General features: G+C 38.7%; 15 protein-coding genes. All 15 read left to right on the forward strand.

What is annotated here, in order from left to right; translation table 11 throughout:
- Positions 1–107 precede the first annotated feature (107 nt).
- Entirely contained in the window at positions 108–1,202 is a 1,095-nt protein-coding gene (locus NRIC_RS12930; protein WP_146623120.1) for a Gfo/Idh/MocA family protein, read from the forward strand.
- A 99-nt stretch (positions 1,203–1,301) separates the two neighbouring features.
- The gene (locus NRIC_RS12935) at positions 1,302–2,312 is read left to right on the forward strand and encodes a sugar phosphate isomerase/epimerase family protein (RefSeq protein WP_146623121.1); all 1,011 of its coding nucleotides are present in this window, start codon (positions 1,302–1,304) and stop codon (positions 2,310–2,312) included.
- Positions 2,313–2,325: 13 nt separating this feature from the next.
- Positions 2,326–2,715, forward strand: coding sequence for a C-glycoside deglycosidase beta subunit domain-containing protein (locus NRIC_RS12940; RefSeq protein WP_146623122.1), 390 nt, complete (start codon positions 2,326–2,328; stop codon positions 2,713–2,715).
- 18 nt (positions 2,716–2,733) lie between these two features.
- The gene (locus NRIC_RS12945) at positions 2,734–3,789 is read left to right on the forward strand and encodes a Gfo/Idh/MocA family protein (RefSeq protein WP_146623123.1); all 1,056 of its coding nucleotides are present in this window, start codon (positions 2,734–2,736) and stop codon (positions 3,787–3,789) included.
- Between the two features lie 14 nt (positions 3,790–3,803).
- Positions 3,804–4,715: a sugar phosphate isomerase/epimerase family protein gene (locus NRIC_RS12950; RefSeq protein ID WP_146623124.1), complete on the forward strand. Its 912-nt coding sequence runs from the start codon at positions 3,804–3,806 to the stop codon at positions 4,713–4,715.
- 11 nt (positions 4,716–4,726) lie between these two features.
- Entirely contained in the window at positions 4,727–5,674 is a 948-nt protein-coding gene (locus tag NRIC_RS12955; RefSeq protein ID WP_373862079.1) for an ROK family protein, read from the forward strand.
- Between the two features lie 538 nt (positions 5,675–6,212).
- Complete coding sequence (locus NRIC_RS12960; protein ID WP_146623126.1) at positions 6,213–6,653, forward strand: DUF4279 domain-containing protein; 441 nt, start codon at positions 6,213–6,215, stop codon at positions 6,651–6,653.
- A gap of 229 nt (positions 6,654–6,882) precedes the next feature.
- Complete coding sequence (locus NRIC_RS19315) at positions 6,883–7,506, forward strand: DUF6287 domain-containing protein (RefSeq protein ID WP_175580092.1); 624 nt, start codon at positions 6,883–6,885, stop codon at positions 7,504–7,506.
- Between the two features lie 766 nt (positions 7,507–8,272).
- Positions 8,273–10,312, forward strand: a complete 2,040-nt coding sequence (locus NRIC_RS19930) for a BglG family transcription antiterminator (protein ID WP_146623127.1) — start codon at positions 8,273–8,275, stop codon at positions 10,310–10,312.
- 15 nt (positions 10,313–10,327) lie between these two features.
- Entirely contained in the window at positions 10,328–10,960 is a 633-nt protein-coding gene (locus tag NRIC_RS12975) for a bifunctional 4-hydroxy-2-oxoglutarate aldolase/2-dehydro-3-deoxy-phosphogluconate aldolase (RefSeq protein ID WP_146623128.1), read from the forward strand.
- On the forward strand, positions 10,960–11,418 hold the full coding sequence (locus tag NRIC_RS12980; RefSeq protein ID WP_146623129.1) for a PTS sugar transporter subunit IIA: 459 nt from the start codon (positions 10,960–10,962) through the stop codon (positions 11,416–11,418). Before NRIC_RS12975 ends, NRIC_RS12980 begins: the two co-directional genes overlap by 1 nt.
- A gap of 24 nt (positions 11,419–11,442) precedes the next feature.
- Entirely contained in the window at positions 11,443–11,721 is a 279-nt protein-coding gene (locus NRIC_RS12985) for a PTS sugar transporter subunit IIB (protein ID WP_146623130.1), read from the forward strand.
- 24 nt (positions 11,722–11,745) lie between these two features.
- A complete protein-coding gene (locus NRIC_RS12990; protein ID WP_146623131.1) occupies positions 11,746–13,110 on the forward strand; it encodes a PTS galactitol transporter subunit IIC in 1,365 nt (454 codons plus the stop codon).
- Positions 13,111–13,125: 15 nt separating this feature from the next.
- Positions 13,126–14,271 carry a galactonate dehydratase gene (gene dgoD, locus NRIC_RS12995; protein ID WP_146623132.1) on the forward strand — a complete coding sequence of 382 codons (1,146 nt, stop codon included), beginning with the start codon at positions 13,126–13,128 and terminating at the stop codon, positions 14,269–14,271.
- Positions 14,272–14,287: 16 nt separating this feature from the next.
- Entirely contained in the window at positions 14,288–14,764 is a 477-nt protein-coding gene (locus NRIC_RS13000) for a hypothetical protein (protein ID WP_146623133.1), read from the forward strand.
- Positions 14,765–14,903: the final 139 nt, after the last annotated feature.

A 14,903-nucleotide genomic window follows, 5' to 3' on the forward strand; every position in this document is an offset into this window, starting at 1 on the left:
ATAAACTAGATTTTGTAAGCGATATCTATTTAGCCAGTCGAATAAATGCTAAGGGCTGGCTTTTAAATGGATAGCCGTTCAGCAGAACGCATAAGGAGGAAAACAACATGACAAAATTAAAATTTGGGATTATCGGGTGTGGCGGAATCGCCAATCAAAAGCATTTACCAGCGTTAGCAAAATTGGCTGATCAGGTAGAATTGGTGGCTTTTTGCGACACCATCATTGAACGTGCTGAAAAGGCGGCGGCAGAGTATGGTGTTTCAAATGCTTTAGTGACCGCGGATTACAAAGATGTGGTGAAACAGGAAGAGATCGACGTGATTCATGTATTGACACCGAATATTTCTCATTCATTTATTACGGTTGATGCGTTAGAAAGCGGCAAGCATGTGATGTGTGAAAAACCAATGGCGATCAATTACGAAGAAGCGAAGAAAATGCTGGATGCCGCAGAAAGAACAGGCAAAAAATTAACGATTGGCTATCAAAATCGCTTTCGAGCGGATTCATTAGCAACTTACGATGCTTGCAGCAAAGGAGAGTTAGGTGAAATTTACTTTGCGAAAGCCCATGCGGTTCGGAGAAAGGGCGTGCCAACTTGGGGCGTATTCCCAGACAAAGAAAAACAAGGCGGCGGACCATTGATCGACATTGGTACCCACGCATTGGATTTGACCCTTTGGTACATGAATAACTACAAACCAAAAACGGTCTTAGGCTCGACGTATCAGAAATTGAAGGACAATCCGATGGCGAATATGTTCGGACCTTGGGAACCGGAATCCTTTGAAACGGAAGATTCAGCGTTTGGTTTAATCAAAATGGAAAATGGTGCAACGATTTTCCTTGAAGCAGCTTGGGCGTTAAACATGATCAACCCGAAAGAAGCACAAGTGACTTTATGCGGTACAGATGGTGGGGCAGAAATGTTTGGTAAAGCTTTTTTAGACCAAGGATATGTTGTGTTTAATAAAGCAGATCATAATCAATTGGAACAAACGGAACCTTCAGATGCCGGTGGTGTTTTTGGTTTTGAAGGCGCTAGTCTAGAGCAAAAAGATGCAGAAGCGAAACAATGGGTAGAGGCCATCATTAATGACACAGAACCTCTGGTAAAACCTGAACAAGCAATCGTTGTAACCCAAATCTTAGAAGCAATTTATAAATCTGCTGAAACAGGTAAAGTTGTCGAATTGTAATAAATTGTTTGGACGAACATTACTTGTCATAATGTTCGTCCACTATTTTCAAAAAGAATAGTGAATAAGTGTTTAGTACAAAAAGTAGGAGGAATAGGAATGTCTAGAATTAAAACTGCTGTAAGTTTATACAGCTTACAAGATGAATATTTAAATCATCGGATGTCATTAGATGATTTGATGAAGTTTTTAAAAGAGCATCACGTGGAAGGTGTGGAAATCTTACCAGATCAAATGATTAAAAATGCGCCTCATCCTTCAAACGAAGATGTAGCACACTGGCACAAGCTGCTTGAAGAAACAAGGATCAAACCTGTGATTGCTGATGTTTTCTTGAACACCAATTTGTATCATAATCGTAATTTGACTCAAAAAGAATGTATTGAATTGCTGATTGAAGAAATCAAACAAGCGAACCGTTTGGGAATGAAATTGATTCGACTTGTATCAATGGTCCCTTACTGGGTTTGTGAGCCGTTATTGCCTTACTGTGAAAAATATGATGTCACGATTGCTTTGGAAGTTCATGCAGGAATGGCGTTTGATGAACCAGAAACATTGAGTTTTATCGAGGAAATGAAGCGGCTGAATTCGCCATATATCGGCTTAGTCATTGATACGGGTATTTTCTGTCAAAAATTCCCACGGGTGGTTGTGAATTACGAAGTGAACAATGGCGCTAGTCCTGAAATGTTTGCCTATCTAGATCAATTGTTTGAGCAAGGAACAGACTTACACCGAGTAATCCGAGAAAATAACGGAGAATTTCCTGAGGACTTCAAGAAAGTCATAAAAACAAAAGAAGATCAAATGTTCGCACCTCTTTGTGATGGGTATGAAAACTATCCATTCACTGTGTTAGATGAATACATGCCGTATATTAAACACTTCCACGTTAAGATGTTTGAAATGACTCCAGAAGGTCCAGAATATTCCATGGATTATCGTGGACTGTTAGAGTACTTGCATGAAAAAAATTATGACGGCTACGTGGCAACAGAATACGAAGGAAACAGGTTTACTTTGCCAGGCAAACCAATGCAGGAAAAAGAACAGGTGGCGGCAAATCAAGCGTACTTGCAAGAGTGTCTAAAAGAGATTCAAGGATAGGAGGAGCAGTAAAATGTTTGACAATAATGTCTTCAAAAAAAATAGTTGTAAAAACATCGAGGAAAACGGAGAAATCATTGGGTACGAATTGCAAACGCTAATTACTTATTATCGAGGAATTCCTCTCTCTATGTTGGAATTTATTAAAGTGGCAGTTGACGGGCAAGAAGAATCACCTGAAGCTATTCAGATTTCAATTGATCAAAAGGATTGGTTTACATTAGATGAGGCGACTACTGTAACCAGTTATAAATGGGAATACGGGGAGCCGTTGTATGTCCGTGTGCTAAAACCTGGTGGGTTAGAGAAAGGGGAGCATCAGGTTGCCTTAACAGTTGCTACTAGAACGGCCTATATTCCAGTACCATTAGTGGGTGTAAAAGAACGAGCAGTTACAATTTAAAGGAAATGAGGAAATGCTATGTTGAATTTTGGAATCATTGGCTATGGCTTTATGGGTCAAACTCATGGAGACATGCTTCAAAAATTGGATTATGCCAAAATCGTTGGTGTTTGTGATATCAACAAAGAACAATTAAGAGATGTTCCCGCAGACATTCACACCTATCTAAAGGCCGATGAGTTATTGGCAAATTCAGATATTGATACCGTGATTATTGCTGTACCAAATCATATTCATTTGGAAATGGTTAAAAAGGCAGCAAATGCTAAGAAAGACATCATTTTAGAGAAACCTGCTGCTATGAATGGACCTGAATTTCAAGAAATGATGGTGTTAACGAAAGAAGCAAATGTTCGTTTTACGATTCATCATCAACGACGTTGGGACAAAGATTATCGTTTGATTAAAGAAGTCGTGGATAGTCAGACATTAGGAGACATCTATACTATTAAGAATTGTTTATACGGTTTTAATGGGAATATGCATGATTGGCATGTTTACCCTGAATTTGGTGGGGGCATGCTTTATGACTGGGGTGTACATTTGATTGATCAGATGCTCTGGATGATTCCTGGAAAACTTAAAACAATTTATGCCGATGTCAGAAATGTCATCAATCAAAATGTGGACGATTATTTCAACATCCAGCTGTATTTTGATAGTGGTATTACTGGACAAATTGAATTAGGAACGTATTTCTTAGAAGACAAAGAAAAATGGTTTGAGCGCCATTGGTTTGTAGGAGGAGACAAGGGCAGTGCATATGTGGATGGTTTTGAACCAAAAGGGAAAATCGTTCGGACCAGTGAATTGTTAGCCAATGTTCCAGGAAAGATCACCATGACGGCTGCTGGTCCGACGCGTTCATTCGGACCACCACCAGCTGGACGGTTAGTTACGGAAGACTTGCCCGATGTGAATGTAAACCATCAAATGTTCTTTGACCATTATTATGATTATGTAGAAGGTAAAGAAGAGTTAGCGGTGAAACCAGAAGAAATCTTGCGCTTAATGAAGGTTCTTGATGCTATTCGGATTTCAGCTGCTGAACATCGTTCAGTGGATTTTGAATAGGAGGAAATGAAAAAATGCAAATAGGATTAGTTTCAGCTATTTTAGATCAAAGCGACTTCTTTGAAATGATCGATATTGTTGCTGAGAATGGATTGGATTGCGTGGAAGTTGCTTGCTGGCCTGCAGGAAAAGCAGAGCGTCGTTATGCAGGTGTTTCACACATTGATACAGAAAATTTAACAGAGAAACAAGCAGAACAATATAAAACTTACGCCTCTGAGAAGAATGTTGCAATATCAGCTTTAGCATATTATCCCAATCCATTAGATGAAGATTTGACCAAACGTGAACAAGTAATTAACCATCTTTATTCTATTATCGATGCAGCAAGATTAATGAAGATTAATCTTGTGACAACTTTTATTGGAAGAATGCCATCGAAAACAGTTTCTGAGAACTTAAAAGAAATGGCAAAAGTATGGAAACCAATTGTTGCCTATGCTGAACAAAATGAAGTGAAAATTGCTATCGAAAACTGCCCGATGCTCTTTACAGAAGATGAGTGGCCGGGAGGACAGAATTTGATGACGACACCGGCGCTCTTCCGAAAGATTTTTGATATTTTGGATAGTGACTATATCGGGTTGAATTTTGATCCATCCCATTTTGTATGGCAACAGATGGACTATATTGCACCGATTTATGAATTTAAAGACAAGCTTTTCCATGTTCATTACAAAGATATCAAACTTTATTGGAATAAATTACAAGAAGTTGGAATTATGGCAACCCCTCTAGAATATATGTCACCTAAGTTACCAGGATTAGGCGATGTAGATTGGGGAAACTATGTCTCTGCTTTAACAGATATTGGGTACGATGGCTATACTTGTATTGAGGTAGAAGATCGAGCATATGAAACTGATTATGCTGATGTAAAACGCTCCATCAAGCAGAGCACCCATTATCTACGTAATTTTGTCTAAAGGGTGAGATGATGACGAATACTGTAAACAATATGATTGGGATCGACATTGGAGGCACCTCAATAAAATTTTCTTTAATGGATAAAAACGGTGCAATTGAAAAAAAATGGTCGATTCCTACCAACATTTCTGAAAAAGGTATGTTTATTCCGAAAGAAATCTGTGAGTCAATCCAAACTCAAGTACTAAATAATGAAGCATATATGATTGATGGGATTGGTATCGGAGTTCCTGGTCCAATCTCTACAGATGGAAGAGTCGTTCTTCAGGCGGTTAATCTTGATTGGTACGATTTACCACTGAAGGATTTGATTGAAAATGAATTGGGGATTGGTGTGGCACTTTTAAACGATGCGAACGCAGCGGCACTAGGCGAAATGTGGCAAGGTGCTGCTCGGGGAAAGGAGAACCTCTTGTTTGTGACATTAGGCACAGGGGTTGGCGGCGGCATTGTCTTAAATGGACAAATCTTAAACGGGTGCCATTCCGCTGGAGGAGAAATTGGACATATCCCAGTCCGTTCCACTGAGAATCGTTTATGCGGTTGTGGTGCTAGAAATTGTCTTGAAACCTTTTCTTCTGCGAATGGATTAACCTTGAGCATGCGAAAAAAACTAGAAGAAGTTGGGGAAAGCTGGGCCTCACTATCGGCTCCTAGGATCTTTTCAGAAGCTGAAAAGGGAAATCCCCTTGCTCAGGAAGTGTTAGCGGAGTTTATTGATATACTAGGACAAGCATTAGCGGGGATTTTGAATACAATCGATGTAGAGCAAGTAATTGTCGGCGGTGGTTTGTCTGCAGCGGGTGACCAGCTATTGAAACCACTAAAAGCGAGCATGGACAGGTATGTGTTTCCACAAATTAAACATCATTTCTCCTTGAAAAAGGCTCAATTAGAAAATGAAGCGGGTAGCTATGGTGCTGTTTATGCTTATCTATCAATGAATGACCTGAATTAGCTTGACATTAAACATTTTTAATTGATATATGGAATAGTGATTGCTATGTAAGCTAGACCCATTTACAACACTGAGGTATGATAGATGTCTACTTAGTGATGTGAATGGGTCTTTTTATTTAAAAAAGAGTGAGGAAAATGAAGTCGAATTTTTTATGGGGCCATTGTAGCGAATCAAGTTGAAGGGGCGTTCATATGAATAGTAGAAAATAGTCTGGGTGCAGTAGATACACTAGACAGTGAAAATGAGATTTGCGACGTTTATCGTATCGAGTTAGTAAGTGCAAGCAGTGGCGAGATGAGTAACCGTTATGGGGCTTTGAAATACACGTTGCTAAAAAAGCGTTGTCGTTCCTGTCCGCTCCAACACGAAGGAATCTGTCAAAAAGTGATCAAGATCAAACAAGTTTTTAAAAACAGAGTATTGTTGTATGAACGCATAGGAGCCGTATCATAAATAATGATATTTTTTGAATTTTCCGCGGTATAATAGATGTTATAGCACGTTAAATAGAAAAAATGAATCGAAAGGATAGCTTATGACAGATAAAACCAGTTGCTATACTTATTTCATTATTACAGGGAATTTTGAACCTGATGATCTCACGAGATATCTGAATTTGAAGCCATTCGAGCAATGGCGGATCGGCGATGAGAAAAAGAATGGAAAAAAATTTGATTTTGCAGCATGGAAATTTGGGCTGTGTGAGGTGTACGATGTTTTGGTCGAAAATCAGATGCATAGCACACTAAAAGAATTAATACCTAAAAAAGAAAAACTGAAACATTTAAAGGCTGAATTTGACTTATCATTTTCATTAGAGATCGTTCCCTCGATATACATTGATGAAGTCCATCCGTGCATAAGTCCTAGTAAAGAAGTAATCGATTTTTGTTCAGAAACAGAAACGGCGATTGATATCGACTATTATGTTTATGATTCAAGAGATGAGGAATGCCAGATCACTGAAAAATCTTAGATCGAATAGCAGACGTAGTATAGCAGCATAAATAATTGAATGAAAATAAGAATAGGTGAGTTTAATGAAATACGAATGTCCTTTTGTAAACACTATGGATCTATGTCAATAAAGTGGACTCATTTTTTGAAACCAATCCACTGCGACTAAAAGAATGCGTCATCTTGTTCGTGCGCAAAGCTTACTCAAAATACTAGAATTATTATTTTAAATTAGAAGGAGAATACATATGAAAAACAGAAAATTATTTCTACTGATAGCAGTTGTTTCTATAGGATTGGTGGGTTGTTCTACAAATGATTCTGCCAATTCATCGAGTTCTTCGAGTTCTTCAAAGGAGACCAGTGATAAAGCTAGTTCTAGCTCAATCATTGCTAGTAATGAAAAAAGCAGCGTGATTGCGAGTTCAACTTCCTCAAAAGAATTTGCTGAAACTTCAAGTAGTTTGGAAAAACAAACTAATTCTACTGGTTTAGAGGAGACTCCTATATTGAGTGGTGATTATACATCCATGAATGGGACTTGGACTAATTCAAATGGGTATCAATTAACATTTAACAATGGGGAGGTTACGTTATCTGGAGATGGATTGGGAGGATTAACTCACTTTACATTAAACGACCCCGTGAAGCAAAGCAATGTAATTTATTTATCATTTGTTCCAGCTCCGGCTCCAAATGGAATGAATTTGATGCTTGCATTAAAAGGTACTAGTCCCTCCGAAGGGTTGGATGAAGATGGTACGGATTCAAGTAGAGATCGGATTATTATGGGGAACAACGGCGGAACAATGTTGTTCGCTCCTAAAGAAAAAGGAGGTATTCCTGATACTGCTTACTACAAGGAAAATTAGAAGTTCAGCCTTTTAGTGAAAGTAACACAATCTGAGTATGTTATTTCGGATGAATTATTCGATGCTAGAGATTTTAAAGGTGAACGAGAATATTTCGTCGCAAGGTCAGACTTAATTTTTCAGTGTCTCTTTTTAAAACTGTAGAAGTAACATATGAAAATATAAGTATATATTATTATCGTGAAGCCCAATCATCTTAGAAACACTCTTGTATATCATACATGATATAGTAGTTAATATTTTCAACTATCCCGTATGGCAGGGAAAATAAGTGATGATAGAAACTATTACCCCCTTTTTTTCGCCTATCTCAACAATGTCTACCGCGAAAAATTAATTTTAATAATGTAGCCAAATAGATTGATGAGAAGGGGAATCTTTGAATAATATTCGGGGGAGTAGGGTTGTCAAAATAGGCCTATTCAATGAAGCTAAATGAAAAGTGCCCCTTTTACAAAAGTTATGATGGAAAAGCACAAATTGAAATGTTTACATTATTCGTATAACCTCCAGCTGGCTCATCACCGAGTATAAAATCGATTTAGCGATTTTGTACTCGGTTTTTTCTGTTACATTGTTGCCGTCGAATGACTAGTACATAGTGAGTTTTGCATCATGAAATAAAAAAGGACCTTAGCCAGCAGCATTTTTATAGTTACCTTTGACTGTGACAAAACATCTATCGAACTATGACAAAATTAGGTTGAAAAGCAAGAACTAACAGACTAAGTTTTCCCTTATAATAAACATGTCGGGAGGGGAAAAAATGAATGAACGGATCCGAAATATTCTGACTTTGTTAGTAAAGAAGCCGGAGATAAAAATGGCTGAATTAACGAAAGAGCTTGGATTGACACGAAGGCAAATCAACTATGCTATCAACCAATTTAATTCTGAATTGATCACTCAGAAAATGCCAAGTATCCAGCGTAACCATACCGGCGATTTTAATATTCCACTGGAAGTTTTGCAAATGATTTCGACCCAACAAACACAAGCGAGACAGCTGAACCTAATTCCATCAGATAATGAAAGAATTGCGTTAATTATCATGTTTATTGTCACTAACAATTACGTGAGTATTGATCATCTTAGCGATTATTTATCCATCGGTAAGACAACTGTAACTGAAGATTTGAAAAAAGCAGAGCAGCTTATAGAAAAGTATTACCTAACACTGAAATATGATCGTGTTAATGGCTACCATATAGAAAAATCGGAACATAGAATTATGCAGCTCTTATCTGATTTAGTGAAGCGCTACCCAATCATTAAACGAGAGGAGCAGTTGGAACAGTTAAGCAATCGTATCTCCAGAGAAGAAGTCATCCATCTTATTCATAATATGGAACAATTGTTGCATTTAAGTTACTCAGATGAATCATTGGAGTATTTAAAAACAGTATTACCCTTGCTTCTAGCTCGAGGAGTAGTTAAGAGTGAATTAGGCGTAGATGGTTTTTTTGAAGGAGAGGTAAGAGATACCCCTGAATATCGCTTTTTGAATGTTCTAATTAAAGAGACGGAATGGAAGCTTTCTGAAAGCTATCTTGAGTGGATAACGCTGCTGTTTTTGATATCAAATATTTTTGAAAAGAAAACAACGCAGGAGTTTGATTCGGATAGGCAACTCAAAGAGCTGATTAGAGAAATGGTCTCCAATTTTGAACGGCAGACATTCACTACAATAGAAGATCGTGAAAACTTTGAACGGCGTATTCTCAATCATTTGCGTCCCGCATGTTTTAGGATCAAGTACAACTTGAGCTTGGGTGTGTATTCGCTAGATAGTTTAATCCAAGATAGCAACCACGCTATTTTGAGCGACTTGATGAAGGAGTTGATCGTTCCAACTGAAAATTGGTTGAGACGAGCGTTTCCTAACGATGAATTGGAGCTTCTTTCTTATTATTTCGGTTTTCAGTTAAGCAATCAACATGTCGTTAAAAAACAAAAACCGAGAGCTGTTGTTGTTTGTACGAATGGAGTGATGGTTTCAAAAGTAATCAGAGAAAGTTTGGAAAAACTTTTTTCCGAACTGCACTTTTTATCCTCATTTTCCGTTCGAGATTTTTATCAGTTTGAAGTAGATTATGATCTTGTTTTTACAACAATTCCATTGGAAACAGAATTGCCTCAATTCATCATTGATCCGATCATGACCTATAAAGAACAAATCAGCTTGCGGTATCGAGTATTAAATGAACTAGGAATCAATGAAGTGGATCAGTCGGTGGATCGCTTGATGGGGATCATCCAGAGATATTCCGAGGTCTCCAACTCGAAAGAATTGAAGGAAGAGCTTCAATATTTCCTTCTGCAGGAAAAACAAGATTCACCATTAGAAAATACCAAAGTCCTGCCATCACTAACGTACTACTTAAAGCCGAATTATATCACCGTTATTGATGAAGAAATCAGCTGGGAAGAAGCGATTATTTTGGCCTGTAAACCCTTGATAGATAATCAGGTGGTCAATGAGGCATTCATAACTGACTGTCTGCAGCAAATTCAACAGCCAAACTATGCCGGTTTTTTTGGTGAAAAAACATGTATTCCGCATACTACGGCAGAGCATGGGATTCAAAGAGAAGGAATCAGTTTATTGATAAGTCAAAAGAAGATTGACTTTCCTAATCGCAAAGGGATTCAACTGATATTTCCTTTATCGTTCCTCGATTTGACCAAACATTTGAAAGCGATTAATCAAATTGCGGATATTAGTACAAATCAAGAAGTTTTACATGAATTATTAACGAAACAAGAGACAACATCAATCTACCAGTTAATTCGACAATTTACATGATAAGAGAGGTTTGGAATGAAGATTAAAGATTACCCTCGCTTCACGATTATTATGCGTGGTTATACCTTTCAACAGGCGGATGCCATTTTAAAAGCCATGGAGGGTCTTGAAAAAAATTTCGCTGTTGAGATGACATTAAACACGCCTGATGCATTACAGCAGATTCGACAGCTGACAGAAAAGTATGGGGATTCAATTTATATAGGTGCGGGGACTGTTCGTTCAATCAAGGATGTGAAAGAAGCAATTCACGCTGGAGCGCAATTTTTATTAGGACCTCATATCTTTACCCAAGAAATGCTGGATTACGCCAAGCAACACCAGGTGTTGAGTGTGCCAGCAGCGATGACTCCTTCGGAAATCGATGAAATGTTTACTCGAGGAGCAGATATTGTCAAAGTATTCCCGGCTTCAGTTGTAACCCCACGTTTTTTCAAAGACGTCCAGGCACCCTTGGGGAAACTGCCATTAATGGGTGTTGGCGGAATCTCGATCGAAAATGCTCAAAGTTTCCTATCAAATGGTGCAAGCTATTTAGGACTTGGTTCAGGAATGTTTAATAAGAAGGATTTGGATGACCTAGCTAGTGAGAAGTTAGCAAAATCGATGCGGAAATTAATTTCTAGTGTGGAAGGAGTAGGTGTTTGATGGAATTGTTTTTGCATGAAGAATTAGTATTTAGAGAAGTAATCGCGAAAACGAAAGAAGAAGTACTATCCTTTTTAGCAGAAAAGCTGTTTGAAAAGGGCTATGTAAAGCATGAATACATTCAAGCAATTCAGGAAAGAGAAAAAGAATATCCAACAGGATTGCCTTCGTCAGAACCGGGGATAGCGATTCCTCATGCGAACTTCGAAATGGTAAACAAAACAACATTGGCGATTGCTACGTTAAAACAGCCTGTTGAATTTCACAACATGGAAAAGAAACAGGCGGAGCTGCCAATTCAGATTGTGATCATGATGGCGATTGGTGAGCCGCATGGACAGGTAGAAATGCTGCAAAAAATCGTGGCAATCATCCAAGATGAACCTTTGCGGAAAGCGATGGTTAAAACAAAAACAAATAAAGAACTATTACAACTTTTAGAGAAAGTTGTGGCTTAAAAATAGTAGTAGGAGGAAATGATTATGAAAAGAATTTTAATTGCTTGTGGAAATGGAATCGCGACATCAACAGTAGTAGCGACTAAGGTAAAAGAATATTTAACGAATCAAGGAGTTCAAGTTGATACTACTCAAACAAAACTAATGGAAGTTCCAGGCAAAGTTCAAGATTACGATTTGTTAATCACCACTGGCGAATTTGAAGGTCAGACAGGAGATGTTCCTGTAGTTAAAGGAATGCCGATCCTGATTGGTATGGGAATGGAACAGACGATGGAAGAGATTTTGAACTATGTTAAATAGGCTACCTATCGAGGAGGGACAAAAATGAAAGTAATTATGAGTGTCTTCAACTTTCTGATGGCTGCTGGGCCGACGGTTATGCTGCCAGTAATTATTACAGTCATCGGTTTGATTTTTGGGTTAAAAATCACTAGAGCATTTAAATCAGGTTTGACGTTGGGGATCGGTTTTGCTGGGATTAAGTTGATTCTTGATTTTATGACGACCAATGTGGGGCCAGCTGCAAAGGCTATGGTTGAGCGGACAGGCGTTCAATTAGATGCATTAGATGTTGGCTGGGGATCAATAGCTGCTGTTACATGGGCTTCACCGATTATTGCCCTGTTGGTCTTTGCAATTCTGATTGTCAATATTATCTTACTCGTATTGAAACGAACCAATACACTGGATGTGGATATTTGGAATTATCATCATATGGCAATCGTAGGGGTAATGGTTTACTTTGTAACCAAAAATGTTTTCTTGGGAGTCGGTGCTTCGGTTGTGATGGCCATTATTACCTTCAAAATTTCTGATTGGTCACAACCGATGGTGGAAGGCTTCTTTGGAATTCCGGGTGTTTCATTACCGACTGTCTCAGCTTTGTCATCGCTGGTTATTGCTTGGCCATTAAACTGGTTATTGGATCGCATTCCATTATTCCGCAAGTCAACCTTCACCATTAAAGATGCACAAAAATACTTAGGCTTCTTTGGGGATTCAATGATTATGGGCTTGGCAATTGGTCTGGTGATTGGATTGTTAGCAGGCTTTGATGTGACACAAATATTCCAGCTAGGAGTAAGCATGTCTGCTGTATTGGTTTTGATTCCTAAAATGACTTCTTTGTTTATGGAAGGGCTGATGCCAATATCTGATGCGGCTCAAAAATGGTCGCAAGCCAAATTCAAAGGACGTCGTCTATTTATCGGATTAGATGCAGCCGTTGTAGTAGGAAATCCAGATGTTATTACGACCGCTTTGATTATTATTCCATTGACGATCGCTATGGCGTTAGTGTTGCCAGGAAATCGTGTGCTGCCATTCGCCGATTTAGCCGTGGTTCCTTTCCGAGTAGCAATGGTCGTTGCATTAACTAGAGGGAACTTACTGAAGAATATCGTGATTGGATTAGTTGTTACTGCTTCACTACTATGGTGTGGTACTGCGACAGCACCTGTTTTAACTGCGATTGCCAAATCAGTCGGAATCGAATTAGGAGCAAACGCGATGCTGATTTCATCATTTGCGGCAACCGCAATGATTCAAAGTTATTTGGTTTTCTTAGCCTTTACCTTTAAACCAATGATTGGGATTCCAATCTTACTGCTGGTTTTTGCAGGGGCTTGGTATTATTTCGAAGGTGTTAAGAAAATCAATGTGGAAACTATGAAGGAAGCTACAAACTAAAAAGGGAGTCCTATCGTGAAAATTTCAAAGATTAAAGTATACAAAGTAAAGCCTCGCTGGATATTTATTAAGGTTAGTACAGATGAAGGTATCGATGGCTGGGGCGAAATGATCTCAGGTACTAAGACGGAAACAGTGGTTGCTGGAGCTTATGAAATCGGCAATCGGTTGATTGGGAGAAATCCTTTTGAGATTGAGCGCCTATTTCAAGAAATGCACCGTTCCTTTTTCCGTGGAGGCCCCATCAATGGAACGATTGTTTCTGGAATTGAGATGGCCTTATGGGACATCAAAGGAAAGGCCTTTGGCGTACCTGTTTACGAATTACTAGGCGGTGCTGCGCGCGATAACATTAAAGTCTATTCCTGGATTGGGGGCGATCGTCCTAACGAGGTATTAGAACAAGCGCAAGATCGTTTTGATCGAGGGTTCACTGCAATCAAGATGAATGCTACCTCGGAGCTGCACTATATTGATTCTTATGAAAAGGTTGAAGAAGTAGTTGAACGAGTAGCATCCATTTATGATCATTTTGGCAGCAAACTGTCGATTGGAGTCGATTTCCATGGTCGTGTGCACAAGCCAATGGCCAAAGTGCTGGCAAAGGCTCTCGAACCTTATCATCCGATGTTCCTAGAAGAAGTAGTCTTACCAGAAAATGAAGAACACTTCAAGGAGGTGGCAAATGCAGTTGCGGTACCGCTGGCAACTGGCGAACGTTTGTATACTCGCTGGCAATTTAAGAACATCTTCAATCAAGGGGCGATTGATGTCATCCAGCCAGACGTTGCCTTATGCGGAGGCATTCTTGAAACGAAGAAAATTGCGGCTATGGCAGAAGCTTATGACGTGGCTGTTGCTCCTCATGCACCCTATGGGCCAATCGCACTAGCGGCAACACTACAAGTAGATTCTTGTACACCAAATGTTTTCATTCAGGAACAAAGCTTAGGAATTCATTACAATAAGGGCTTTGACTTGTTGGATTTCGTGAAAAATAAGGATGTTTTCCAATACAAAGATGGGTATGTCGACTTACCAGATAAACCGGGACTAGGTCTTGAAATGGATGAAGAAAAGATTGAAGAAATTGCGCAAGAAGGGCTGGTTTGGACGAACCCTCAATGGAAGAATTATGACGGTACGATAGCTGAGTGGTAAAGGAAGGTGAAAAAAGATGGCAGAGGCTGTAGCAATCGCGATTTTCTTAGTGGTCTTGATTATTTTACAAGTGAAGGAACAAAAAAAGATAACATTAGCTGCTAAAAGCAGTTGGATAAAGAAGAGTCTTTCAGTGGTTTTAGCCATTACGTTACTCATCATCTTTTGGTCGAATAATCCAGCTGATCAAATCAAGTTGATTGCCTTTGCCACTCTTATTTTCACATTTGGTTTTATGAAAGAGGGGTTCAGCGAAGATCATTTGATTAAGTTAGGTGTTTTAACAGGTGATTTTGATGAGTTTAAAAAGATTCAGATCGAAGAACTACCAAATCAAGCGCAGTTCGTCTCCTTTTATAAAAATAAGAATAATCGCTTGACCTTAGTCTTTAATTCTTCACAAGCTGAAATCGTTTCTTATTTTGAACAAATGAATCTACAGGACCGTCTAATCATTGGTGAAAAAAACAAAGAGAAAGATAGAAATAAATGATCTATTCCCTTTTTACAATGGGACAAAATTGTGGCTAGGCATCAATTTATGATGTATTTCACTCCACTTCGAACTTACACACTAAAAACATACTATGACGAAAGTGTCTAGCTCCGTGGATAAGCCGAATAATCCGAAA

The organism is Enterococcus florum, from assembly GCF_004309355.1.
Taxonomy (GTDB): domain Bacteria; phylum Bacillota; class Bacilli; order Lactobacillales; family Enterococcaceae; genus Enterococcus_A; species Enterococcus_A florum.